Below are 23,989 nucleotides of genomic sequence, written 5' to 3'. Positions count from 1 at the left end.
CGGCGCCCGCCCTCAGCGGTCGGCCATCGTCCGGGGATCCGGCTCGTCGGCCGGGGCACCCTCGGCCAACCGGACGAGCACCCCGTCGTTGACACAGCGCAACACCGGCGCGGCCGCGAGCAGGCGAGGCTCGGGGAGGGGACCGCACCGTACGGTGAAGGTCCGGGACTCGCCGGACAGCAGGGTCACCACGTTGTCGTCGAGCGTCGCCACCGGGTCAAGCCGATCCGGGAAGAACGTCACGTCCCGCAGCAGAGTGTGGGCGTGCAGGACGACCCGGTACCCGTCCCCCGTCGGCGTGACGGAGGCGGAGAAGCTCGCCCGCGGATAGTGCAATTCCCGGTCCGGCGCGAAGAACCAGAGGGTCCGGCCGTGGTCCGCCGTCTCGGCGACGACGAACTCCGCCAGTGGCTCGTCGGTGTCGGTGAGGTCGGGCGGGAGGGGCGCCTCGGCGCTCTGTCCCGGTCCGGCGGTCAAGGTGAGGCGGCCGCCGGCCAGAACAGCTCCGTCGCGGAGGCGTCGCCGGGTCACCCGGACGGACTCGGTCCAGGTTTGCCGACCCGCGTTGCCGAGTACGACCGCCAGGCCCCCGGCGCGTGGTTGCACCGTGAGCATCCGGATCGCGTGCGCGCGGCGCAGCGCGTACCAGGCCGGTTTCTGCCGGCCGTCCCCGTCGACGACCGACCACGACGTTACGGGCCAGCAGTCGTTCAACTGCCACAGGATGGTTCCCGTGCACCGCGGGGCGTGCGAGCGGAAGTGGGCGATGCCCAGGTCGATCGCACGGGCCTGGTTGAGCGAGGCGAGGAAGTGCCAGTCGTCGAAGTCCCGGGGGACGCCGAAGTGCGCGGCGAGGCTGCGGTCGAGCTTGTCGTAGCCGTCCTCGGCCTTCTGGTGCGACAGCATCCCGGGGGAGCGGGGGGTCAGCGGCTGGTCGCTGATGGCCCGTCGCAGCGTGGCGTACGCGGCCGGGCCCTGGAAGCCGAACTCGCCCACGAATCGGGGCACCGAGTCCCGGTAGTGCACGTAGTCGACGTCGTTCCACACCGACCACAGGTGGCTGGTGCCGAAGGCGGGGTCGTTGGGGTGGTCGTCGGCGCCGGAGAACGGGCTGCCCGGCCAGTACGGGCGGGTCGGATCGAGGCGTCGTAGCAGGTCCGGCAGCAGTTCGAGGTAGTAGCCGAGGCCCCAGGTGCGTCCCTCGGTGCCGGGACCCCAACCCCAGTCCCGCTGGGCCCAGATGTTCTCGTTGCAGCCGTTCCACAGCACCAGACTCGGATGCGGGGCCAGCCGGTGCACCGCGTCGGTGACCTCGGCCTCGACCTCGTCCCGGATCGGGGGCTCCTCGGGGTAGGCGGCACAGGCGAAGAGCATGTCCTGCCAGACGAGGAGTCCCATCTCGTCGCACAGGCGGTAGAAGTCGTCGCTCTCGAAGACGCCGCCGCCCCAGACCCGTACCAGGTTGACGCCGGCGGCGCGGGCCTGCTGGAGCCGTTCGGAGAGGTCCCGCACGGTGATCCGGCTCGGGAAGCAGTCGTCGGGGATCCAGTTGACGCCGCGGACGATGAGCGGCTCGTCGTTGACGTGCAGCGAGAACCGCCGTCCGGTCGGGTCGGCGCTCGTGTCCAGGTGGACCGACCGGAAGCCGATCGGGGCCGACCAGGTGTCGAGCACGTCCCGCTCGTCGCTCACCGTCAGGTCGATGTCGTACAGCGCCTGCTCTCCGGCACCGTGCGGGTGCCACCGCCGCACCCTCGGCACGATGAGGACGACCTCGCCGCTGGTCTGGGTGGCGTCCAGCGTGGTGACGGCCCGGTGACCGGCGACGGAAGCTTCGAGTGTCAGCGGAGTCGGTCGGGTGCGTTCGACGTCGACCACCAGGCGCGCCGTCCCCACGTCCCCGTCGACGGTCACGAGGGGGCGGACCCGCGCCAGCCGGGCGTCGTGCCACCGCTGCAACCCGATCGTGCGCCAGATCCCGGCCGTCGTCAGGTCCGGGCCCCAGTCCCAGCCGAAGTTGCAGGCCATCTTGCGGACGAAGTTGTACGAGTGGGTGTAGCTGCGGGGGAGGTCGCCGAGCGTGTCCCGGAGCCGGGCCGCCTCCTCGTCGACAGGGTGGAAGACGACGCTGAGCGTGTTCGCACCCGCCCGCAGGAGGTGGTGGACCGGCCAGCGGTAGGCGCGGTGCATGTTGCGGGTTCGGGCCACCGTCCTACCGTTGAGTCGCACCTCGGCGACCGTGTCGAGCCCGTCGCAGACCAGGTCGACCCGGTCGGCGCCGGGGTCGGCGGGCAGGTGGAAGTCGTGGTCGTAGCGCCAGGTCGAGGTGCCGACCCAGTGCAGCCGGTCCTCGTGGTCGTCGAGGTAGGGGTCGGGAATCAGGCCGGCCGCGAGCAGGTCGAGGTGGACACAGCCGGGGACCTGACCCGAGATCGGGGCATCGGTCAGTAGGGCTGGTGCGCCCTCACCGGCGGTGATCATCCTGAGGCTCCAGGTGCCGCCGAGATCGTGCGTGGTGACCATCGGTGTGGTTCGCCAATCCTGGAGCGGGAAGGGCTCGGCCGCCGCACCGTGCGGTGCGGCGGCCGAGCCGCTCAGTTGAGGACCAGTTCCGGCTTGTCCGCGCCGTTGTCGGCGGAGTGGAAGCTGGTCCAGGTGACGGAACTGCTGGTGACCGCGATGGTCAGCGTCTGGTCGCCCGACGCGCCGCGGACGTAGTCGCTGACGTCGAGTTCGATCCAGCCCCGAGCGGCCGGGGCCGTCGTGCGGCCCACCACGGGGCCGACCGCCGGCAGCGGCCCGCTGTCGGACCAGTTGTCGTCGTCGACCCGACGGGCGTCGACGGTGACCTGGCCGGACTCGGTGTTCGCCCGGTAGAGGCGCAGCTTCGCCGAGGTCACCGGCCCGGCCCCCGTCAGGTCGAACTTGAAGTAGGCGGTCTGGTAGACGCTCGAGTTGATCCAGGCGTCCGTCGACCGGGTGGCGTAGTAGTTGTCCCGGTCCAGGACGGGGTTGCGGACCGTCCTGAAGGGCGTCGGCGACGACGGCGACGGGCTGTCCCAGGGAACCACTCGGGCGAAACTGGACGAGAGCGGCCCCTGGGTCGCGCTCGGCACCAACCGGCCCGGCTCCAGCCCTCTGGCGCGCAGGCCGTCGACGATGCAGGGGACCGCGTCGACAGTGCCGCCGACGAAGTCGTGTTGCAGGACGATCGACTGGTCCTGCGCGTGCGCGACGACGAAGTCGCAGATGTACTGGGCTTCGGCCTTCGGGCCGCCCTCGTAGTCGGCGGGCACGTTGTCGAAGACGACCTGGCTCATGCCGAAGCTGTCCCCGATGGCCTTCAGCCGGTCGTCCACCTCACCGAACGGGGGACGCCACAGCGAGGGCCGCGGAATGCCCGCGGCGGCCAGCGCGTCGTTGGTCCGCTGCAGCTCGGACCGCACCGCGTCGTCGGACAGCGTGCTCAGCGCGGGATGGGTGTACGAGTGGTTGCCGATGTCGTGCCCGGCCCGATAGGTGGCCAGCGCCAGCGCGGGATCCGCGGCCACCTGGTCACCCCGAAGGAAGAACGTGGCCCGGGTGTTCTTCTGCTGCAACAGCGACAGCAGGCGACGCGTGTTGTCGCCGGACGGGCCGTCGTCGAAGGTGAGCGCCACATAACCGGCGACGGCCGCCTGGGCCGGCGGGGTGACGGCGACCAGGGCGCCGGCGGCCAGCACCGAAGCGGTGAGCGCCGCTGTCGATCGGAGTTTCATCGGTTCTCCTCGGGTGCCTTGACGTTGAGTACGCGGATGTCGTCGAGGTGGACGGGCGGCTGCGTGCCCGGCAGGTTTCCCACGTCCTGCAGGTAGAAGGACTGGAGTTGGTCGGCGTTGCCGAGGTCGGCGTGGCTGAACGTCTTCTTCACCCAGCCGCCCGGCGGGACGGTGAAGTAGACGGGGGTGGAACTCGGCGCACCCTCGACACCGCTGGAGCTGACGAAGCCGAAGGTCCGGGGGCCGGAGGTCGGATCTACGTTGATCCACATCTCCAGGGCGCTGTCCTCGGTCAGCTGCAGCGGCGCGGCCTTGTTCTCCAGCCCGGCGAGTCCGTACGCGCCGGTGACGGTCACGCTCATCGCCCTCGTCCCGTCGTGCACGGTGCCGGTCGCGGCGGGATCGATCGTGCTGTTGTAGGCGAACGACGTCCAGCCCGTCGACAGGGCGTCGCGGTACAGCGGCACGGCGGGGATCGTCGCGCACCTCGGTGTGCCGGCGTCCACCACGGCGGTGCGCGTCCGGCCGTCCGGGCCGCGCAGCCGCCAGGTCAACGAGTCGCCGGTGAAGTCGGCGTAGAAGCGCTCCTGGTCGCCGCGCGCGAAGATGCCGGGCTGGTCGCGGTCGACCGGCGCCGGGTCGAACGCGTTGTGCCGGCCGACCGGGACGGCGACCCGCCCGTTGTTCTCGTTCGCGTAGCCGAACCGGGACGTGCGGGTGCCGTCGCCGTTGTCGATCACGCAGTCCACCAGGGGTACGAGCGGCAGGTGGCTGGTGGCGTAGCGGATCGTCAGCTTCGCCCTGCCGATCGCGGACAGGTCGAGGTAGTTGCTCTCGAAGCCGAACGCGGTCTTCTGGCCGTCCCGGATGCCTCCGGTGTCGTCGTCGTCGAGGGCGAAGTCGACGCCGATCCTCGCGCCGGCCTCACCCGGCACGATGCCGAGGCTCTGCCAGGTCACCGACAGTTCGACGGCGTATCCGTCCGGGGTGGTCGACCACCGGTAGGTGGCGCCCGCCGTCCGGCCGTTCTGCTCGTGCAGCGTGTCGTCGTTCCACCGCAGGAAGTAGTGCCGGTCCGAGGCGGTGTCGTAGGACGCCGGCAGGTCGCCCCGGCCGTTGAGGAAGATCTCGAAGGTGTCGTCCTGCCACGGGTCGATGGAGTCGTTCACCCGGGTCTCGTCCACGACCCGGCCGGCGAAGTAGATGCGCTGGGTGTCCCACGTGACCCCGGCCCGGCCACGGTCCCGGGTGCTGCGGTACGTGGCCTTCTCGAGGCTGACCGGCAGGCGTCTCCACTCGGTCTCGGTCAGCCTGCCGTCCACCGCGATCGTGCCGGTCGTCTCGGGCGCGGTCACGACGGGCGTGGCCCGGGTGCGTGGGGTGGCGGTCCGGGTGGCGGAGGGGGATCCGTCACCGTCGGCGTGGTAGGCGTGCACCGACACGTCGTACCTGGTGCCGTTGGTCAGGTCGCCGAGTCGGTAGTTCGTCACGTCGCCGACGTCGGTACGCTGCGTCGGCCCGTCCGGTGAGGTGTGGTGCTCGACCACGTAGCCGGTGGCTCCGGGCACCCGCCGCCACGACAGTTCGAGGGTCTTGTGGTCCGGTCGCGGGGCGGCGAAGGCCGGCCGGGCGAGACGCGCCACGGGCCTGGCGGCCACCGGCGCCGACGGAGCGCTCGCGCCGAGGGCGTTGCGGGCCACGACCGCGAAGACGTAGTCGCGGCCGTTACGCAGGCCGGTGATCCGGGTGGTCGTCGTGTCCGCGACCGACACCGTCCTGGTCAGCGCGTTCCTCGACGGCCCGTACCGGATCTCGTAGGTGCTGCCGGGTGCGACCGTGCCCGCCCAGCTCACCCGCACGGCCCCGTCCCCGGTCTCGACGACGACGTCCGTGGGTGCGACGGGTGGCGACGGTCGGGCCAGCAGCGCGTCACGCAGCGCGTGGTAGGCGGGTTTGGGCTGGTAGGTGGCGTCCAGCGGCAGCGCTTGGCCGTAGCCGGGGTCGGCGGTCTCGATCCACGAGTACTTGTCGGTGAGCCCCCAGGTCGTGATGCCCACGCAGCGGGGTTGACGCAGGCAGTACTCGGCCGTCTCCCGGTAGATCCGCGCCTGGTTCTGCAGCTTTTCCGGGGTGGCCGGCAGGGCGATGCCGCTGTCCAACTCGGTGATCTGGATCTCGAGCCCCAGCGCGGCCAGGCGGTTGAGGTTGCGGGTGTACTCGCCGTCGGTACGGCGGTCGGGTCGCGAGTGCGCCTGGATGCCGACACCGTCGACCGGCACGCCCTTGGCCTTCAGCCTTCGGAGCAGGTCGTAGACGCCGTTGGACTTGCCGCCCAGGTCGCCGTTCTCGTAGTCGTTGTAGTAGAGCTTCGCGGCCGGGTCGGCCTCGTGCGCCCAGCGGAAGGCCTTCTCGATGTAGTCGGGGCCGATAGTCCGCAGCCAGACCGAGTCCCGCAGCCGGCCGGTCTCGCCGTCGGCGATCGCCTCGTTGACGACGTCCCAGTAGGCGATCCGACCCTTGTAGCGGCCCACGACGGTCTTGATGTGCTGCTCGAGCACCCGCTCCGCCGTCGCCCGGTCGGTGAGCTGGTCCACCCAGACGGGGTTCTGGGAGTGCCACGCGAGGGTGTGGCCGTGGACCTTCTGCCCGTTGGCCTCGGCGAGTTCGACCAGCCGGTCGGCGGCGGTGAAGTCGAAGGCGCCCGGCTCCGGTTGCAGGTAGCTCCACTTCATGTCGTTCTCGGGCGTGACCGCGCTGAACTCGCGCTTGAGCGCGTCCAGGTATGGCTGTTCGATCTCGCCCCGTAGGGCCGAGCCGGTGACGGCGGCCCCGATCAGCAGCCCGCGGGCGGCGCCGGCGTCACGCAGCGAGGGGCCGCCCGGCGCCGTCTGCGTGGCGGCCTGGGCGACCACGGCACCGAGGCCCAGGGTGAGCAGGCCGACACCGGCCGCCGCGACTCTCCGTCGCCAGGGTGGTGGTGCGATCCGGTCCATACTTCGCCTCTCTGGAACAGGGGGATGTGGGGGTGGCTGTGCATTATTTCAGTAAAATTTCAATGATGAAAATCACTTTACGGATGCGTGTCGGGCTCGTCAACGGCCGCTCGAGTCCGGCGTCCAGTCGAGGATGATCCCCATCGCCGACGGATCCCGACCGGTCACGAGGTCGTACGCGCGCGCCGCCTCGGCGGCTGGCACGCGGTGGGTCACCAGATCCCCAACGGTCATGTCGCCGCGCTCGACATAGCGGAGGAACAGCTCGCCCATCCGCAGGTTGTTCCACGGCGCCTGGTCGGTCGCGGTGAACTCGCCGTGCATGTCGTGCGCGCCGACGACCGTCAGCCCCTCGACGATCACCTCCTTCGACAGGCGTTGCTCGGCGGGACGTCCGGTGTCACCGAGCAGCACCAGGCGGCCGAAACGGGTCAGCGCCCCGAGGGCGCAGGAAAAGACCGCGGCGGCGCCGGTCACGTCGTAGACCACGTCGACGCCGCGCCCCCCGGTGCTGTCCCGGATCGCCGCCACGGCCTCCGCGACCGGTGCGACGAAGCCCGCGGTGGCGCCGCCGGCCAGGGCGGCGTCGACCCGCGAGCCGACCGGGTCGACCGCGAAGACGTCGTCGGCGCCGCCCAGTCGGGCGTACCGGACCGCGAGCTGGCCGACCGGACCCAGGCCGACGACCGCCACCCGGTCGCCCAGTCGGTGCGCGGCGCGGCGCACCCCCACCTGCGCGATGGTGGCGAGGTGAAACCAGGCGGCGTCCTCGTCGGACACCGCCGGCGGCACCGGGTAGACGTCGTCCTTCTCGGTCACGAGCACCTGGGACGCGTGCGGCTTGCGCACGGCGACCCGGTCGCCCGGGCGCACCCGGGTCACACCCGCGCCGGTCTCGGTGACGGTGCCGACCAGGCTGTAACCGGGTGCGAAGGGGTACCTCACCCACGCGTCCCAGTGCGTGCCCGGATCGAAGAGGCGGCCGAGGCAGATGCCCTCGGTGCCGGGGCTGATCAGTGAGATGTGCGCCGACACGACGAACTCGCCCGGCCCGGGGGTCGGGTCGGGCTGGTCGACGATCTCGACGGCGTTGACGCCGGTGAAGATGACGGCAGTGGTCATGATGCTCCGATCGGGAAGTGGTCGGCACCTGTGTCCGGGAGGGGCCGGCGTTAGTGAAATTTCAGTCCGAGCCGCCGCGACGTGCCGAAGGGTAGGGGTCTCGGACGAACCGCACCAGGCCGACTCGGACGGTCAGACAACGTGCGCAGGGGCCATTGACGGCGTTACGCGCCGGGCGTATGTTCTTGAAACCTCAGTGAAACATTCACTGAAAGGGAGGTGTTCATGCGTACCCCGGGCCGTCCCACGCTGCAGGACGTGGCCGATCTGGCAGGCGTCTCGATGGGGACCGCGTCGAGCGTCTTCTCGCGCCGGCAGCCCGTCGCCGACCGCACCAGGGAGGCCGTGCTGCGGGCGGCGGCGGAGATCGGCTACCGGCCCCGCCGCCGGTTGGGGACGCTTGACGTCCGCGGCCTGTCGACGATCGGTCTGCTGGCCCGCCCGGCGAACTATCCGGGGCCTAAGAACCAGTACTCCGCCCAGGTGCTCCAGGGCGCGCAACGTGCCGCCGCCGACCTCGGCCTGACCATGACCTACGAGGTTCTGTCGGCGGACGCCGGCGGCCCCCGGCTGCCCCTGATGGTGGAACGGCGTGAGGTGCAGGGCCTGCTCGTGCTGGGCGGCATCGAACTACGCCTGCTGGAGCGGGTGCTGCGCGCCGGGGTGCCGTGCGTGCTCATCGACCACACCGTCGACGACCTGCTGGTCGACAGCGTCCGCGCCGACGACCGGCGCGGTGGCGCCCTCGCGACCGCCTATCTTCTGCGGCTCGGGCACCGCAACCCCGCGCCGGCCTTCATCGGCGGCGGTGGGTCGATCAGCTCCCGGGACCGGGCGGCGGGATACCGCGCCGCTCTCGCCGCCTTCGGGTTCCTGCCCGATCCCGCCTATGTCCACGAGGCGTCGGACGTCGACACCGAAGCGGCCCGCCAGGCCATGAACGCTCTCCTCGACCTTCCCCGGCCTCCGACCGCGGTGTTCTGCGGAAGCGACACCGCAGCGTTCGGAGCCATGCAGATCCTCCGGGACCGGCGCGTCTCCGTGCCCCGGAAGTGCTCCGTCGTGGGGTTCGACGACATCGACCTCGCGACGACCACCGTGCCCGCCCTCACCACGGTTCGGGTGGACAAACACCTGCTCGGCGCCCAGGGCGTCTGGCATCTCGTCCAGCGCATCCGGCAACCCCAGATGCCCCGGCGAGTCACCTACGCCGATGTGAACCTCACCGTACGGGGCTCCGCCGCACCAGCGACGGCGTCCACCTCCTACCGGTAGTTCCCTCTCGCGAAAGGAGACGTGACATGTCGAATCAGGGCCCGAGGGCTCTCGACAGCGCGTCCACACCCGGTCTGTCCCGCCGTTCCCTGCTGCGGATGGCCGCCGTCGCCGGCGTCGCCGTCAGTGGCGGCGCCGTGCTGTCCGCCTGTTCCGACAGCGACAGCAACAAGTCGGTGGACGTGACGCTCAAGCTCGGCGGCACGCCCGACGCCTTCCCCTACACGGAGATGCCCAGCGCGGATGAACGAGCCAAGAGCCCGGTCCGCGAAGGGTACGCGGTCGCGCTGCAGGCCTGGCTCGACAAGAACCCGGGCGTGAAGTTCAGCCGCATCAACCAGGACATCTGGAATGCCGACGCGATGAAGGCGGCGATCGCCGGTGACACCGCACCGGCCATGTACATCGGCAACGCGGTGGCCCAGTGGACCGTCAGCCAGATGACGATCGCGTTCGGTCAGGGTCTGGTGGCCGACGTCGCCGGCCCGGCCAAGAAGCACGGCTACACCGACAACCTCACCCCCGCCGCCAAGCCGACGTCCGACTTCTGGACCGCTGCCCTCGACGGCAAGCTTCCCGGCCTGCTCTACGAGACCCTCGGCGTCGGCCAGGGCTTCTACCTGCGCAAGGACCTGCTGGAGAAGGCCGGCGTCCAGGTCCCCGAAGTAGGGCCCGACTGGAACATCGACAAGTGGCGCGAGATCGCCAAGGCGGTGACCTCGGGGCCGGTCCGGGGCGTCGCGATGCCTACCTGGGGGATCTGGCCGATCCTCAATCAGGCCGGCGTCACGGTCGTCACCGACGTACCCGACCCGAAGTCCAACTGGAACGTCAGGTCCGACTGGACGTACGCCAAGCCCAGCCTGCTCAAGGCGCTCGACACCTTCCGGGCGATGAAGTTCGAGGACAAGTCGGTGCTGTCCGACGCGTCCTTCGCCGGCAAGGACGACGCCCTGCGGGACGCCTTCGTCAGCGGCAAGGTCGCGATGTGGCTGGCGAACCCGGCGCAGCTCTTCGCCAACCCGGCCGACCCCAGCTCGATGACGGCCGTGGCCAAGAAGCTCGGCAAGCCGTTGGAGCAGGTGATCACCTGGGTGCCCTTCCCCATCGTCGAGGGCCTCTACAGCGTCGACAGCAAGGTCGGCGGGGCGATGGTCTCGTTCGCGCCGAGCCTGTCCAAGGCCGAGCTCGACAAGGCCGTCAGCCTGCACGCGTTCATGCTCCGCGAGGGTGTGCAGCTCTCCGCCGACACGATCTACGCCAAGACCAAGGACCTGAAGGACGTCTACGGCGCCAGCCCCAGCGGCGGCAAGCTTCCGGTCGCCACCGTGGTTCCCATCCTCAACGGTCCGAAGCTGCCCGGCAGCCTCGAGGAGGCGTACCCCGGCGACCTGCTCAAGGGCTTCAAGGCCGACCTGGCGCGCCCGGCCGGTCCGCTGCGCGAGCAGTACGCGGTCGAGACCAACCCCGGCCCGCCCAACAAGGCATGGGACGACCTGGTGTCGACCCTGCACTTCAACGCGGGCGCCGACGTCCGAGGTGAGGTCGACAAGGCCGTCTCGACCTGGAACAGCCAGTCCAAGGGGTTCAAGTCGGCCATCGACGACGGCACGTTCAAGAAGAACATGACCAACTACTACGCGGCCCTGGACGCCTATTGGAAGACCAACGGGCCGGACTTCCACGCGAACACGTTCGCGCCCTTCTACGCGAACGCGGTCAAGCCGGCCCTGGCCTGACGCTCCGACGGAAAGGAGGATGGTGGTGAACGTCGTACCGCAGGCCGTCCTGACGGAAGACGAGATCAAAGACGTGGCCAAGCCTGCCGCACCGGTCGGCCAGCACGTCGCCAAGCCCCGCCGACGGTGGAGCAAGTGGTGGTTCCTCGCCCCAGCGGTCGCCTTCCAGCTCGTCTGGGGCTGGTATCCGCTCGCGACGGCGGTGGGTCTGAGCTTCACCAGCGCGCGGCTTCGCGGGCCGGTCGAGTTCACGGGTCTGGATGCGTACCAGCGCATCTGGGACGACCCGCTGGCCTGGCGGTCGTTGCGTGTGACCCTCGTCTACGCCGCGCTCACCATCATCCTCACCGTCGTGCTTCCGATCCTGTTCGCGATCTTCCTCATGGAGATGAAGCCGCGGACGATGCGGATCATGATGCTGCTGTGGTTCCTGCCCCTGTCGCCCATCGCCGGGGCGGTGCTCTTCCGCTACCTCTACAACCCGGAATATGGGCTGCTGCAGTACTTCCTCACCAGCATCGGGCTACCGGAACAGCAGTTCCTCAACAGTTCGTCCCAGGTCCTCATCTGGCTCGCGCTGCCCAATCTGGTGATCTACGGACCGGGCCTGATCTACATGGCCGCGCTCCAGGGCATCCCCGCGTCCTACTACGAGGCCGCCGAGGTCGAGGGCGCCGGATTCTGGCGCAAGATCTGGACCATCTCGCTGCCCCGGCTGCGGCCGGTCGTGGTGCTGATGCTGACCTTCGGCATCATCACCTCGATGCAGGAGTTCGCCTGGCCGGTCCTGATGACCGGTGCCAACGGCGAGCCGGGCGGGGCCAGCCGGACCGTGGTCATGTACATCTTCGACACCATCCGACAGTTGCGTTTCGCCGACGCGACCGCCCTGTCACTGCTGCTGTTCGCGGTGACGATGGCGCTGGTCATCCTGCTGCGGTTGGTCTACCGGGAGGATCCGGACGCCCCACGCTCCGGTCTCGTCGCCCGGCTCCGTTCCCTCGGCCCGCGGAAGGCGGTCTGACCAATGGCTCTGTTCCCTCAGGTCGGTCAGAAGGCGCCCGGTGCCCGGATCGGCCGCGGTGGGGTGCACCTGCTGCTCTGGTCTGGTGTCGTGCTGCATCTGATCCCGTTCTACTTCCTGCTCGTGACGTCGGTGAAGCCGGCCGAGGAGGCCCAGGCCGAACCGCCGACCCTGTGGCCACGGGACTGGGACTTCTCCGCCTGGCGCATCGTCTGGGATCTCGCCACGAGCCTCGACGGGGTGCCCGCCGAACTACGGTTCATCCAGGAGCCGTTCTGGGTCTACTTCAAGAACTCGATCTTCATCGCGGTGGTCACGCTCGCGCTCTCCCTGCCGGTGACCTCCCTGGCCGCGTACGCCAACAGCAAGATGCAGCGTGGTCGGGGCGCGCGGGCGTCGTTCCTGTTCTTCATCAGCACCCTGATGATCCCGTTCATCGTCGTGATGGTGCCCACGTTCCTGCTCACGAAGAACTTCCCCTTCGCGCTGCCGCAGGCGCCGGAGATGCCCAACGGCGAGCCGGTGCCGACACTGACGCTGTGGGACACCCCGTGGGCCGTCATCCTCCCGGCCGTGTTCGTCCCGTTCAGCTTCCTTCTGTTCAAGGGCTTCTTCGACACGATCCCCGACTCGGTGATCCAGGCGGCCCGGGTGGACGGCGGCAGTGAGTTCAACATCTTCCGGCGCATCGTGCTGCCGATGAGCGTGCCCGTCTACGCGGTGGCCGCGTACACCAGCTTCGCCTCGGTCTGGGACAACTTCATCTGGCAGCTCCTCGTCCTGCAGACACCCGACAAGGCGACCACCTCGGTGACGATCTACTCGCTCGTCAACGCCCTGCAACAACAGGGCGCCGGGGCCCAGGCCGGCGCCGCGCAGTCGGCGCGGCTCTCGCAGCTCGCCGCGGCGGGCGTGTCCTGGAACGGCCTGATGGTGCTGAGCCTGCTCCAGACTCTGCCGATCTTCGTCACTTTCGTCGTCTGCCGTCGATACCTGCTGCGCGGCATCCGCATCCGCGGTCTGAAGTGAGGGGGCTGCCGACATGGCGGAAGTGACCGTGGACAACGTTAGCCGCGTGCACGTCAGCGACGAGAGTCTGCTGGGCGGCGGCCGGCGTGCCGCGTTGGACGCCGTCAGTCTGACCATCGCCGACGGCGAAACGGTCAGCCTGGTCGGGCCGTCCGGCTCGGGCAAGAGCACCCTGCTGCGCGTCATCGCCGGCCTCGACCGACCCGACGCGGGTCGGGTGCGCTACGACGGGACGGACGTCACGGAGCTGGCGCCCGGCGACCGGGACCTCGGCATGGTGTTCCAGGACTACGCCCTCTACCCCTCGATGAAGGGCAAGGGCAACCTCCAGTACTACTTCGACACCCACGGACAGGGCGAGGACGAGGCGGAGCAGCGGGTCCGGGAGACCGCCCGGGTGATGGGCATCGACTTCGAGTTGCTGCTCGGCCGGCTGCCCGACCAACTTTCCGGCGGGCAGAAGCAGCGGGTCGCCATCGCCCGGTGCATCGTGCGGCATCCACGGCTCTTCCTCATGGACGAGCCGATCTGCAACCTGGACGCGAAGCTGCGCGAGCAGACTCGCCTCGAACTCAAGAAGCTGCTGAACCGGTTCTCGATCACGACGGTCTACGTCACTCACGACCAGCAGGAGGCCATCTTCATGGCCGACCGGATCGTGGTGCTGCGGGACGGACGCATCGAGCAGGTCGGGGCGTTCGACGAGTTGTACTACCGGCCCGCCAACGCGTTCGTGGCGTCGTTCATCGGCTCGCCGCCGATGGCGCTGCTGCCCGCCCACATCGGCACCGGCCAGGTCTTCGTCGGCCACCACGGCTGGCCGCTGCCGGACGACTGTTCCGTCCCGGACGGCGAGGTCCGCCTCGGCGTGCGCCCGGAGAGCTGGCGGATCGGCACACCCGGTGGCGTGCGGTTCGACGTCCGACGGGTGGAACGACTGCCCGCCGAGCGGCTCACCCTGCTGCGCGGCACCGTCGGCTCGACCGACGTCACGGTCGCCGCCGACCCGTCGTTCCGCGAGGGCTCGACGACGACCATCGAGCCGGATCCGGACGGCATGTACCTGTTCGACGTCCACGGGGCCGCGCGACACACGCCCGGCGTCCCCGACCTCTTCTAGCCGGAGGATTCCGATGAGCATCTCCGCACGCGAACTCGTGCGCACCTTCGGCGAGACACGCGCGGTCGACCACGTCAGCTTCGAGGTTGAGGAGGGCGAGTTCCTCGTCCTCGTGGGCCCGTCCGGCTGTGGCAAGACCACGACCCTGCGGTTGCTGGCCGGACTCGAGAAGGCCGACGGCGGTGAGCTGCACTTCGCCGGCCGTGAGGTGACCGACGTGCGGCCCAGGGACCGGGACATCGCGATGGTGTTCCAGGACTACGCCATCTTCCCCCACCTCACCGTGTTCGAGAACATCGCCTACGGGCTGCGCTCGCGCGGCGCCGACCGGAACACCGTGCGGACCAGGGTTCCGCGGGCGGCCAAGATGTTCCGCATCGACCATCTGCTCGCCCGCAAGCCCAGACAGCTCTCCGGCGGCGAGCGCCAGCGCGTGGCGTTGGCGCGGGCCATGGTGCGCGACGCCACGGTCTACCTGTACGACGAGCCGCTCAGCAATCTCGACGCGCAGCTGCGGCACCAGGCCCGGGACGACATCACCACCCTGCACCGGGAGCAGGGCCGACCAAGTGTCTACGTCACCCACGACCAGCAGGAGGCCATGACCATGGGGGACCGGGTGGCCGTCATGCGCAGCGGGCGCATCGAGCAGATCGGCACCCCGGACGATCTCTACCACCACCCGGCGAACTCATTCGTCGCACACTTCATCGGGACGCCGAGCATCAACTTCTTCGACGCCCGGGTGCGCACCGCCGACGACGGCCGGACGGTGCTCAAGCACGATGCCTTCGCGCTCGTCGTCGACGACCGGCAGGCGGCGGCGCTCGCCCCGCACGCCGACCGACTGGTCCGGGTCGGCGTGCGGCCGGAGCACCTGCACGTGCCCAAGCGGGCGCCGTTCCCGGTCAGCGACGACAACACCGTCAAGGGCGTCGTCACGGTCGTGGAGCCGACGGCGACGGGCAGCTCGGTCTACCTGACCACCAGCACCGGTGACCCGGTCGACTTCGTCGCCAGCTTCGGCGTCCGCCTCCCCGGCAGCTACCTCGACAAGGAGATCCCGCTGGCGGTCGACACCCGCCGGCTGCACCTGTTCGACGTCGACTCCGGCCGTACCCTGATCGCGCGCTGAGGAGGTAGGCGATGCCCTTCCTGGATGACACCGGCCCCCGCGACGACTCGTCGCGGGGCCCGGTCGCGCAGGCGTTCGCGGTCTTCGCCGGTCAGGTGGAGCGTCTGGTCGTGGTCAACCTGCTCTGGGCGCTCCAACTCGTGCCCGGCTTCGCGGCGGTGGCGTTCGGTGACGTCCTGCCGACTGCCGTCCGGCTGGTGCTCGCCGGATGGACCGCTATCGCCCTCGCCGCCGGCACCGCGGTGCTCTACGCGGTCGCCGCGCTGGCCGCCGACGGCGGACATGTCGGTATATCCGAGGTACGCGAGGCGGTACGGGAGTTCGCGGGGCCGGGAGTGCGGGTGCTCGGCCCGCTCTACGCCGGCTTCGGCTTCCTGCTCTGGCTGCTGGCGCTGCCGACGCCGGTGCCGGCCACGGTCCTGGCCGGTTGGCTCGCGCTTCTGACACTCCTGATCGGCGGCTTCTGGGGCCCCGAACTCGCGGCGCACCCGGAGCAGGGCGCCGCACGGGTGCTCGCGAACTCGGTGCGGGCCTGGTGGCGGCGTCCGGGAGGGGCGTTGACGAGCGCGGTGGTGTGGGTTCTGCTCGCCGCCTTCGGGGTGCTCTCCGTCGGGGGCATGTTCCTCGCGGTGCCGGTTCTCATCGCGTTGGTGCAGACCGAGACGCTCCGCCGGGCGTCACTTCCGACACGGCAGGTGGCCCATGTCTGAGCTGCAGCTGCGCGGCCTCGTCAAGCGGCGGGGCGGACGCCGGGTGGTGGACGAGGTCAGCCTCGACGTCGCGGCCGGCGAGTTGGTGGCGATCCTGGGGCCGTCCGGTTCTGGCAAGACGACAGCTCTGCGCCTGATCTGTGGCCTGGAGCTGCTGGACGCCGGGTCGATCGAGCTCGGCGGCCGGGACATCACCCGGCTGCCGTCGCGCCGGCGCAACCTCGGTCTGGTCTTCCAGGAGTACGGGCTGTATCCGGGAATGTCGGTGTGGGGCAATCTCGCGTATGGCCTGCAGGCCCGGGGTGTGCCCGCAGGCGAGGTGAGGCGTCGGGTGAGCGGCGCGGCGGATCGGCTCGGCCTCGGCGACAAGCTCGGGCTGCCCCCGGGTGAGCTGTCCGGCGGTGAGCAGCAGCGCGTGGCGCTGGGCCGGGTCCTGGTCAAGGACGCCGACGCCTATCTCTTCGACGAGCCGTTGTCCAACCTCGATCCGCACCTGCGGCTGTCTGCGCGGCGGCACATCCGCGCCATGCACCGGGAGAAGGGGCGACCGACCGTCTACGTCACGCACGACCAGGCGGAGGCCTTCGCGCTCGCGGACCGGGTGGCGGTGGTGAACGACGGTCGGGTCCAACAGGTCGGCACGCCGGATCAGCTTCTGCGCAGCCCCGCCAACGCGTTCGTGGCCGCGTTCGTCGGCGCGCCCCCGTGGAATCTCGTCGCCGGGACACTGGCCGGCGACACCGTGCGGATCGGCGACACGTGGCTGGCGCTGCCACCGGACTGCTACCGCCGACCGGTGGCCGTCCCGGACGGGCCCGTCACCGTGGGCATCCTGCCGTCGGCGATGCGGCTCGCCGGTTCCGACGGTCGCCTGGCCGGCTCGGTCGAACGCGTGGACGCCCTGCTGGACGAGACGGTCCTGACCGTCGCGGTCGGCGGGGTCGGGCGGGTCGCCGTCGTGGCGCCCGGCGACGCGGCGGACGGACTCGTGCCCCGGGAGCCGGTGCGCCTTGGTGTCGATCCGGCCGGGGTGCGTCTGTTCGACAGACACACCGGGTGGGCCGTCGACGACATGGGGGCGTGCCGGTGACCGGGCCGCCGACCGCGCTGACAGCCGGCTTCCTCGCACTCGCACGGGTCGTGGCCGGCACCCTCGGGCCACGTCCGGCGGTCGTGCTCAACCAGATCGGTCGCGGGTTCGAGGCGTTGGACGACGCCGCGACCGTCGTTCGACGTGTGGTGCACCTGGCCGATCCCCGCCTGCGGGCCGGAGCGTCCGTCCTGCGCGACCTGGTGACGGCGGTCGGCCACCGGGCGGGTGACGGCGGCGCCACCGCGACCGTCCTGGCGCGGGACATCGCGCTGGCGGCGCATCGGATGGTCGCGGCGGGTGCTGCCGCGGTGCGCGTCGGCGACGGCATCCTGGCCGCGACGGACATCGCGGTCCGGGAGATCGTCGCCAGGGCCCGCCCGCTGACCGACGAGACCTCCCTGGCCCGCCTGGCCCGGGCAGCCGTTACGGACGACGCGCTGGCCGACGTGCTCGGCGAGATGTTCGACGTGCTCGGTCCCGACGGCGCGGTGGCCGTGGAGGACGTCGACGTGGACTGCGTCGACCACGAGTACCTGACCGGGGCGCGCTTCCGCGGGCGGCCGACCGACCGTGCCGTGCTGCGGCACGGCACCGCCGAGCTCATCCTCACCGATGCCGCGGTGGCGATCGTGCTCGCTCCGCTCACCGAGTTCCGGGACGTCGCGCCGATCATGGAGGCCGGGCGCGGGCGGCCTCTGCTCGTCGTGGCGCCCGACATCACCGGTGAGGCCGCGACGGCCCTGACCATGAACCTGGCGCGCGGCCTTCCCGTCTACGGTGCCGCGCTCACTGCCGCCAGCAACGAGGAGGACCTGGCCGACCTCGCCGCCCTCTGCTCCGCCGCCGTGCTGTCCGAGCCGGGTGGGCGGCCTGCGGCGGCGGCGACGGCCGAGGACCTCGGGCGGGTGGACCGGCTCACGCTCGGACGCGCCTTCCTCACCGTGACCGTCGACGAGCCCGACGAGTCGCGGATCAAGGAGCGACTCACGCGCCTGGCCGCGCTGGGTGCCGCGCCCAACATCGGCGCGGACGACGAACGTCGCCTGTGGGTCGCCCGGGGTCGGCTGGCCGGGCGGGTCGGCGTGCTCCGGGTGGGCGGGCACACGGAGGTGGAGTCGGCGCTGCGACGGACGCATGCCGCCAAGGCGGTACGGCTGTTGCGGGGCGTGGCGACCGACGGGGTGGTCTGCGGCGGTGGAGTGGCGTTGTTGGACGCCGTCACCGCCGTGCGCCGTGCCGGCGAGTTCGTGGCGGACCGGGACGAGCAAGCCGGATTCGAGGCGGTCGCCAGGGGTTTGCAGGGCCCGTTCCTGCAACTGGTGCGCAACGGGGGACGGCGTGAACCACGGGTCGCCCTGGCCGCGGTACAGGTGGGCCCGCCCGGCCTCGGGTACGACGTCGTCGGAGACCGCTACGCGGACCTCGCGGCTATCGGCGTCCAGGACTCCGCGGCCGTGCTGCGGGACGCGACCCGCGCGGCCGGGGCCACCGCGCGGCTCCTGGTCACCGCGCACCAGGTGGTTCCGGTGCAGAGGAGGGGCGGGCATGGTTGAGACGCTGGTGGTCGACTGGCGGACCGTACGGGGGCCGTCGCACGCCGAAACGCCGGTGTGGAGCCTGGCCGCCTCCGCGACGGGGGTGCTCGCCGGGGGCCTGACCGGGGTCGTGGTCGTCGCGGAGGGCCGTAGGCTGGACCCGGGGGTGGGGCCCGTCACCGCCCTGGCGGCGGCCGGTGACTGGATCTTCGCAGGCGGCGCGGGCGGTGTCGCCCGCTCCGGTGACGGCGGAACCACCTGGACGGCGGCCACCGCGCCGCTCGGCGGGGCACCGGTGAGTTGCCTGCTGCCGATGCCGGGCTTCGATAGTCACGGCATCGTCCTGGCCGGCACCGTCGGTGCCGGCGTGCTGCGCAGCGACGACCGCGGCCGTAGCTTCACCCCGGCCGGCTTCGGGCTGCCCTCGCGTGAGGTGACGGCCATGTGTGAGCTGCCCGACGGCGCGGTGCTCGCCGCCACCGCCGCGGGCGTCTGCCGCAGCCGTGGGGCCGGCCGGGCGTGGCAGGTGTGTCCCGGCCCGGCCGGCGCCGTGGTGGCGGCCGTCGCCGCGGCGACCGACGGCATCGCGTACGCGGCCACCGACGACGGCACGATCTGGCGTGCTCCCGCCGGGGACCTCACGTTCGAGCCGTGGCGGAGGGTGCCCGGTGAACCCGGCGCGATGATCGTCACGGGCGGTTCGGTGCTCGTCGCCGGGAGCGAGGGCGTGGTGGCGCTCGACGCGGCGGGGGTCCGCCGGGTCACCACGACGCCGGCGCTGGCGTTGCTGAGCCTGTCGGGCGAGGTGGTGCTCGGCGCACCGTGTGGGTACGGCCGGGCGGATCGACCGCCCGCGGTGGTGCCCGGGCTGGCCGACGTGGATCGGCTGGTGGCGTCCGCCGCGCTGTGGTGGGTGAGCCGGTACTCCGGGGCCTGGCGGCTGGGGCCCGACGGCTGGGCGCACGTGCGGCTGCCGGCGGTGCCGACCCTCGACGCGGTCGTGGACGAGGCGGGCGCCCTCGTCACGGCCGGCCCCCACGGCGTGGTGCGCAGCCGTGACGACGGGCCGGAGGTGTTGCTCGCCGCCTCGGTGGCGCGGGTCGCGCGGCGGGGGGAGACTATCGTCGCGGCTGGCCCGGGTGGCGGCCTCTGGCGCAGCGACGACGCCGGTGCCGAGTGGTCGCGCCGCGCCGCGCCGTTCGGTGTCCGGGCCCCGTCGGCGCTGCACTGCGCGTCCCGTACCGAGGTGTGGGCGGTCGCCCACGACGACGTGCGCGCACAGAGCACGCTGTGGCAGTCGGGCGACGGCGGCATGTCCTGGGCGCGGTCCGGGGTGCACGCGTACGCCGGCGACGCCTTCGCGTTCCTGGGCGACCCGGGCGTGGCCCTGCTCGGTCGACGGGTGCACCGGCGCTCGCCGTCAGGGGGGTGGGAGTGTGCCGCGGAGTTGGCCGACGTCCCCCGGCGCGCGACCGTCGCGCCCGACGGGCGCGTCGTCGCGGTGACCCCTGTCGGCGTCGAGGTGGTCGTCGGCGCGGATTCGCGGCCTCTGCCGTTGCCGACGCACGTCGCCGATCCCGCGGCGGTGGTCGACGTGGCGGTCGGGGGTGCGTCGCTGTTCCTTCTCGACCGGGCGGGTCAGGTCAGTCGGGCACCCTTCTGATCGGCGTCATCGGCGACGCGCGACCACCAGCCGGTCGACGCTCCGGGCGGCGATGGTGAGTGCCGGCGCACCGGCGGCCACGGTCGGCTCGGTCGTACGTGGATGACGTTCGTTTAGGTCGGTGATCTGCACCCGGTGTTCCTTAACCGGGACCGGGATGTGGGTGCCGACGCCCGCGGGCACGAACGCGGCGACGGTCGCCAGGTCCGCGGTCGCGGCAACCGGTACGGAGGTCCCGACGCTCGGCCGCGGCGCCAGGTCGAAGAGGTCGTGGTCCTCGACGAGCCGACGGAGGAGCGCCATGTCGCGGGCGCCCGCGAGATGGAGGGACCGGTCGACCGCCGCCGGCTCGCCGGCGTACGCCGGGTCGGTGAAGGTGTCGCCGTCGCGGTGCCAGGACCAGACCCCGTGCGCGCCGTAGCCGACTCCGGCGGTGGCCCCGGCCAGCACCGAGGTCCAGGCGGCCTGTCGGACGTCCGCCGCGGTGTGGCGATGCCCGGCGCCCGCGCTGAGGTGGTCCTCATAGCACGGCTCGAGGTTGAGCACCGGCGCGGCGCGGTGCCTGTCCCGCAGCCGGCCGGCGAGGCCGGCGCAGCGGGGGAGGTGGTCCTTGTCGTGGCCGGACTGGTAACAGTGGAAGTCGAGGCGGTGCGCGAGTGTCGACGGCGGCAACGACGCCACGGCGGGATGGGCACCGACGAGTGAGCCGGGCCTCAGCGTCCTGATCCGGCGCACCGCCATCTCGTAGCATCCGGGCGCTGCGACGCCGGCGAAGTCGTCGTCGCCGCTGACCAGCCATACCACCTCCACGTCGCGCAGCGCGTCGAGCACGTCGTCGAGGTGGTCGCGGATCTGCCCAGTCGTCATCACGGTGTCGGGGCTGCGCGCGGCTCCCCACGTGCCCGGGACGTAGTTGTTCCAGAACGGGACGCAGAACGGGGTGAGGCCGGCCTCGGCCGCGGCTGCCACCCGCTGACGGGCGACCGTCCGGTACTCCGGGTCGGGTCGGTCCAGGTCCCAGGTGCCGTCCGGGCGTACCGCGAACGGCGCCTGGTCGTCCGGGCCGATCGACCGGCCGTGCGGGATGGGCAGCAGACTGATCAGCACGGCGGTGAAGCCCTGCCGGCGCCGGTGCCGGAGGTAGGCCGCCCACTCCGCGGCGCCGGAGCGCGGCACGGCGGCCCACGCCGTGTCGGCGAGCAGGAACTCCTTCGCGCCGTGCCGGCGGAAATGGTTGCCGTGCACCGTCAGTGCCGTCATGAATGCTCTCCTGTCCGGGCGTTGACGGGGATTCGGGCCCGATCTAGTCTGACACGAACATCATTAAAAGTTCAATGAAACTGATGATGGCTCATCATGACGCTGCGGGAGGAACCATGTCGGAACTGCGCCTCACCAACCTGGTCAAGTCGTTCGACGGCCGGCGCGCGGTGGACGACGTGAGCGTCGTCGTCCCGGATAGTGAACTCCTGGTGCTGCTCGGCTCGTCCGGATGTGGCAAGACCACCACGCTGCGGATGATCTGTGGACTGGAGACGCCGGACAGCGGCAGCATCTCGCTCGGCGGCCGGGACATCACCGCTCTGCCACCGCAGAGCCGCAACCTGGGCATGGTGTTCCAGGACTACGGCCTCTACCCAGCGATGGACGTGCGCGGCAACATCGCCTACGGCCTGCAGGCGCGGAACCTCAACCGGGCCGAGATCGACCGCCGGGTCGACGACGCCGCGGCTCAGCTGGGTCTGACCGACAAGCTGCAGCGTGGCATCGGCGAACTGTCCGGCGGTGAGCAACAGCGGGTCGCGCTGGCCCGGGCCCTGGCCAAGGACGCGGACGCGTTCCTGTTCGACGAGCCGTTGTCCAACCTGGACCCCAAGCTGCGTTACCAGGCACGCCGCGACATCCAGGCGATGCACCGGGCCAAGGGGCGTCCGAGTGTCTACATCACGCACGACCAGAACGAGGCCTTCGCCCTGGCCGATCGGGTGGCGGTGATGTCCGCCGGCCGGATCCACCAGGTCGGCCCGCCCTCGGCCCTTCTCGACGAGCCCGCCGACACCTTCGTCGCCAGGTTCATCGGCGAGCAGCCGATGAACCTGCTACCGGTCGCGATCGAGGAGAACCTCGGCCGGCCGACGCCGGTGGTCGCGGGCGTCGGCGTCGAGCTGCCCGGCGACCTGGCGGTCGCCGCGTCCGGCCGGATGTCGGCGATCCTCGGCGTCCGCACCGACGCCGTGCGCCTCGGCCGGCGCGGTGACGCGACCGCCACGGTCACCGACGTCGAACCACTCGTCGGCGAGACCGTCGTCGTGCTGCGACTCGCCGACGGGACCCCGCTGCGGGCGCTCGTCGACGACGACGTGAACCCGGAGGTGGGGGAGAGCGTCTCCGTCCGCCTCGACCCGGCCGGCCTGCGCCTGTTCGACGCGGACAGCGGACTCGCCCTGGCCTGAGTCGAAGGGCCCGCCCGGCGGGGCGGGCCGGCCCCCAGGCCCGAGACTCACGACGGCGGCCGACCGGAGCACCAGGTGGCCGCCGTCGCCCTCATCCCACCGTTACGCCGGAGCGAGCCGCGCGCTCGTCCGCCACCACTAGGAGGACCTGTCATCGACACTCTCGGGGTTGCCGTCGTCGGCTGTGGCACCATCGCGCGCAGCTACGCACGCCTACTACCCGGTCCCGAACTGGAGATCCGCGGGTTCACCGACATCGACCCGGAACGGGCCGCGGCGATGGCCGCCACGTTCGGCGGGCGCGCGTATCGCGACCTCGACGCGGTCCTGGGCGACGACAGCGTCGACGTGGTCGTCAACCTGACGTCGCCCTCGGCGCACTACGAGGTGATCCGCCGATGCATCGAGGCGGGCGTACACGTGCACACCGAGAAGCCACTGGCGTTGGACGGCGGCTCCGCCCACGAGCTGGTCCGGCTCGCCGAGGAGAGCGGTGTCCGGCTGAGCTGCGCGCCGGCCAACACCCTCGGTGAGGCAGCGCAGACGATGATGCGGATCGTGCGCGGTGGCGGTCTCGGCACCGTCCGACTGGTCTACGCGGAGGCGAACTGGGGGCGGCTGGAGACCTGGCACCCCGCTCCCGCGGAGTTCTACGCCGTCGGCCCGCTGGCCGACGTCGGCGTCTATCCCCTCACGCTGGCGACCGCCATGTTCGGCCCCGCCCGTCGGGTCTACGGGTACGGCACGGTGCTGCACGAGCACCGATCCGGCAGCACGGGCGAGCCCTTCACCGTTCGGTCCCCGGATTTCCTGGTCTGCCTGATCGAGTTGGCCGACGGTCCGCTGCTGCGCCTCACCTGCAACTTCTACGTGCCGAATCACAGCCGGCAGCGGGGCGTGGAGGTCCACGGGGACGACGGCTCGCTCTACCTCGACGACTTCCAGGCGTTCGACGCGACCGTCACCACGGCTCCCTTCGCGGGAACGCCGGCAGAGGAGCCACTGGTCCGCGAGCCGTTCCAGGGCATCGACTGGTCCCGCGGGGTGCGCCAACTGGCGCGGTCGATCGCGGCGGGCCGCCCGCATCCGACCGCCGCGGCTCAGGCGGCGCACGTCGTCGACATCATCGACGCTGCCCGCACCTCGATCCATACCGGTCAGCCGGTCGAGGTGACGTCGACGTTCCCCCCGCCCGAGTCGATGCCCTGGGCGTGAACGGGCGGTGGCCCCGGGGGCCCCCCCCGGGGGGGCCCCGGGGCCCCCCCCCCCCCCCCCCCCCGGGGCCCCCGGCCGGCGGGGGGGGGGGGTGGGCGGGGGCCGCCCCCCCCCCCGTCGGCTGG

Annotated in this window: 17 protein-coding genes; 12 read left to right on the top strand and 5 right to left on the bottom strand. The window is 71.5% G+C overall.

Translation table 11 applies throughout. From position 1 onward, the window contains the following. Window positions 1-12: 12 nt before the first annotated feature. From ACIA5A_RS19255 to ACIA5A_RS19240, 4 genes are all read right to left on the bottom strand, one after another. On the bottom strand, window positions 13-2,523 hold the full coding sequence (locus ACIA5A_RS19255) for a glycosyl hydrolase 2 galactose-binding domain-containing protein (protein ID WP_396763804.1): 2,511 nt from the start codon (window positions 2,521-2,523) through the stop codon (window positions 13-15). Window positions 2,524-2,594: 71 nt separating this feature from the next. Then, window positions 2,595-3,758: a polysaccharide deacetylase family protein gene (locus ACIA5A_RS19250; protein WP_396763802.1), complete on the bottom strand. Its 1,164-nt coding sequence runs from the start codon at window positions 3,756-3,758 to the stop codon at window positions 2,595-2,597. Continuing rightward, window positions 3,755-6,751 carry an endo-1,4-beta-xylanase gene (locus ACIA5A_RS19245; protein ID WP_396763799.1) on the bottom strand — a complete coding sequence of 999 codons (2,997 nt, stop codon included), beginning with the start codon at window positions 6,749-6,751 and terminating at the stop codon, window positions 3,755-3,757. Before ACIA5A_RS19245 ends, ACIA5A_RS19250 begins: the two co-directional genes overlap by 4 nt. 99 nt (window positions 6,752-6,850) lie before the next feature. After that, the gene (locus ACIA5A_RS19240) at window positions 6,851-7,873 is read right to left on the bottom strand and encodes a zinc-binding dehydrogenase (RefSeq protein ID WP_396763796.1); all 1,023 of its coding nucleotides are present in this window, start codon (window positions 7,871-7,873) and stop codon (window positions 6,851-6,853) included. 225 nt (window positions 7,874-8,098) lie between these two features. Between ACIA5A_RS19240 and ACIA5A_RS19235 the strand changes: the two genes are divergently transcribed. Genes ACIA5A_RS19235 through ACIA5A_RS19190 form a run of 10 tightly spaced genes read left to right on the top strand, consistent with a single transcriptional unit; the run spans window position 8,099 to window position 20,196 of the window. Continuing rightward, a complete protein-coding gene (locus tag ACIA5A_RS19235; RefSeq protein ID WP_396763794.1) occupies window positions 8,099-9,148 on the top strand; it encodes a LacI family DNA-binding transcriptional regulator in 1,050 nt (349 codons plus the stop codon). A gap of 26 nt (window positions 9,149-9,174) precedes the next feature. Beyond that, entirely contained in the window at window positions 9,175-10,887 is a 1,713-nt protein-coding gene (locus ACIA5A_RS19230) for an ABC transporter substrate-binding protein (RefSeq protein ID WP_396763791.1), read from the top strand. 25 nt (window positions 10,888-10,912) lie between these two features. Beyond that, entirely contained in the window at window positions 10,913-11,911 is a 999-nt protein-coding gene (locus tag ACIA5A_RS19225) for a carbohydrate ABC transporter permease (protein ID WP_396763788.1), read from the top strand. Window positions 11,912-11,914: 3 nt separating this feature from the next. Further along, window positions 11,915-12,940 carry a carbohydrate ABC transporter permease gene (locus ACIA5A_RS19220; RefSeq protein ID WP_396763785.1) on the top strand — a complete coding sequence of 342 codons (1,026 nt, stop codon included), beginning with the start codon at window positions 11,915-11,917 and terminating at the stop codon, window positions 12,938-12,940. A 13-nt stretch (window positions 12,941-12,953) separates the two neighbouring features. Beyond that, window positions 12,954-14,060 (top strand): ABC transporter ATP-binding protein, encoded by a 1,107-nt coding sequence (locus tag ACIA5A_RS19215; RefSeq protein ID WP_396763782.1) that lies wholly within the window; start codon window positions 12,954-12,956, stop codon window positions 14,058-14,060. A 13-nt stretch (window positions 14,061-14,073) separates the two neighbouring features. Beyond that, complete coding sequence (locus ACIA5A_RS19210; protein WP_396763779.1) at window positions 14,074-15,195, top strand: ABC transporter ATP-binding protein; 1,122 nt, start codon at window positions 14,074-14,076, stop codon at window positions 15,193-15,195. Between the two features lie 11 nt (window positions 15,196-15,206). Next, window positions 15,207-15,905, top strand: a complete 699-nt coding sequence (locus ACIA5A_RS19205) for a hypothetical protein (protein WP_396763776.1) — start codon at window positions 15,207-15,209, stop codon at window positions 15,903-15,905. Beyond that, window positions 15,898-16,995: an ABC transporter ATP-binding protein gene (locus ACIA5A_RS19200; RefSeq protein ID WP_396763774.1), complete on the top strand. Its 1,098-nt coding sequence runs from the start codon at window positions 15,898-15,900 to the stop codon at window positions 16,993-16,995. Before ACIA5A_RS19205 ends, ACIA5A_RS19200 begins: the two co-directional genes overlap by 8 nt. Continuing rightward, complete coding sequence (locus tag ACIA5A_RS19195) at window positions 16,992-18,551, top strand: TCP-1/cpn60 chaperonin family protein (RefSeq protein WP_396763771.1); 1,560 nt, start codon at window positions 16,992-16,994, stop codon at window positions 18,549-18,551. Before ACIA5A_RS19200 ends, ACIA5A_RS19195 begins: the two co-directional genes overlap by 4 nt. Then, complete coding sequence (locus ACIA5A_RS19190; RefSeq protein ID WP_396763768.1) at window positions 18,544-20,196, top strand: WD40/YVTN/BNR-like repeat-containing protein; 1,653 nt, start codon at window positions 18,544-18,546, stop codon at window positions 20,194-20,196. The genes ACIA5A_RS19195 and ACIA5A_RS19190 overlap by 8 nt, the downstream gene beginning before the upstream one ends. A gap of 6 nt (window positions 20,197-20,202) precedes the next feature. On the opposite strand, the gene ACIA5A_RS19185 is transcribed toward ACIA5A_RS19190, so the two are convergent. After that, a complete protein-coding gene (locus ACIA5A_RS19185; RefSeq protein ID WP_396763765.1) occupies window positions 20,203-21,456 on the bottom strand; it encodes a DUF4038 domain-containing protein in 1,254 nt (417 codons plus the stop codon). A gap of 116 nt (window positions 21,457-21,572) precedes the next feature. Here ACIA5A_RS19185 and ACIA5A_RS19180 point away from each other — a divergent pair, with 116 nt between their 5' ends. Then, window positions 21,573-22,649: an ABC transporter ATP-binding protein gene (locus tag ACIA5A_RS19180; protein WP_396763762.1), complete on the top strand. Its 1,077-nt coding sequence runs from the start codon at window positions 21,573-21,575 to the stop codon at window positions 22,647-22,649. Window positions 22,650-22,724: 75 nt separating this feature from the next. Further along, on the top strand, window positions 22,725-23,864 hold the full coding sequence (locus tag ACIA5A_RS19175; RefSeq protein ID WP_396763760.1) for a Gfo/Idh/MocA family protein: 1,140 nt from the start codon (window positions 22,725-22,727) through the stop codon (window positions 23,862-23,864). Window positions 23,865-23,989 lie beyond the last annotated feature (125 nt).

Source organism: Micromonospora sp. NPDC051300 (assembly GCF_044455315.1).
Lineage (GTDB): Bacteria > Actinomycetota > Actinomycetes > Mycobacteriales > Micromonosporaceae > Micromonospora > Micromonospora robiginosa.
The sequence above is the reverse complement of the archived record's forward strand: the minus strand, read 5'-3'. Positions and strand labels throughout refer to the sequence as shown.

Bases quoted from the DNA above. Each gene is read 5' to 3' on its own strand.
- ACIA5A_RS19215 (WP_396763782.1), top strand. From the start codon at position 12,954: ATGGCGGAAGTGACCGTGGACAACGTTAGCCGCGTGCACGTCAGCGAC.
- ACIA5A_RS19180 (WP_396763762.1), top strand. From the start codon at position 21,573: ATGTCGGAACTGCGCCTCACCAACCTGGTCAAGTCGTTCGACGGCCGG.
- ACIA5A_RS19240 (WP_396763796.1), bottom strand. From the start codon at position 7,873: ATGACCACTGCCGTCATCTTCACCGGCGTCAACGCCGTCGAGATCGTC.
- ACIA5A_RS19190 (WP_396763768.1), top strand. From the start codon at position 18,544: ATGGTTGAGACGCTGGTGGTCGACTGGCGGACCGTACGGGGGCCGTCG.
- ACIA5A_RS19255 (WP_396763804.1), bottom strand. From the start codon at position 2,523: ATGGTCACCACGCACGATCTCGGCGGCACCTGGAGCCTCAGGATGATC.
- ACIA5A_RS19245 (WP_396763799.1), bottom strand. From the start codon at position 6,751: ATGGACCGGATCGCACCACCACCCTGGCGACGGAGAGTCGCGGCGGCC.
- ACIA5A_RS19185 (WP_396763765.1), bottom strand. From the start codon at position 21,456: ATGACGGCACTGACGGTGCACGGCAACCATTTCCGCCGGCACGGCGCG.
- ACIA5A_RS19235 (WP_396763794.1), top strand. From the start codon at position 8,099: ATGCGTACCCCGGGCCGTCCCACGCTGCAGGACGTGGCCGATCTGGCA.
- ACIA5A_RS19210 (WP_396763779.1), top strand. From the start codon at position 14,074: ATGAGCATCTCCGCACGCGAACTCGTGCGCACCTTCGGCGAGACACGC.
- ACIA5A_RS19200 (WP_396763774.1), top strand. From the start codon at position 15,898: ATGTCTGAGCTGCAGCTGCGCGGCCTCGTCAAGCGGCGGGGCGGACGC.
- ACIA5A_RS19205 (WP_396763776.1), top strand. From the start codon at position 15,207: ATGCCCTTCCTGGATGACACCGGCCCCCGCGACGACTCGTCGCGGGGC.
- ACIA5A_RS19250 (WP_396763802.1), bottom strand. From the start codon at position 3,758: ATGAAACTCCGATCGACAGCGGCGCTCACCGCTTCGGTGCTGGCCGCC.
- ACIA5A_RS19220 (WP_396763785.1), top strand. From the start codon at position 11,915: ATGGCTCTGTTCCCTCAGGTCGGTCAGAAGGCGCCCGGTGCCCGGATC.
- ACIA5A_RS19230 (WP_396763791.1), top strand. From the start codon at position 9,175: ATGTCGAATCAGGGCCCGAGGGCTCTCGACAGCGCGTCCACACCCGGT.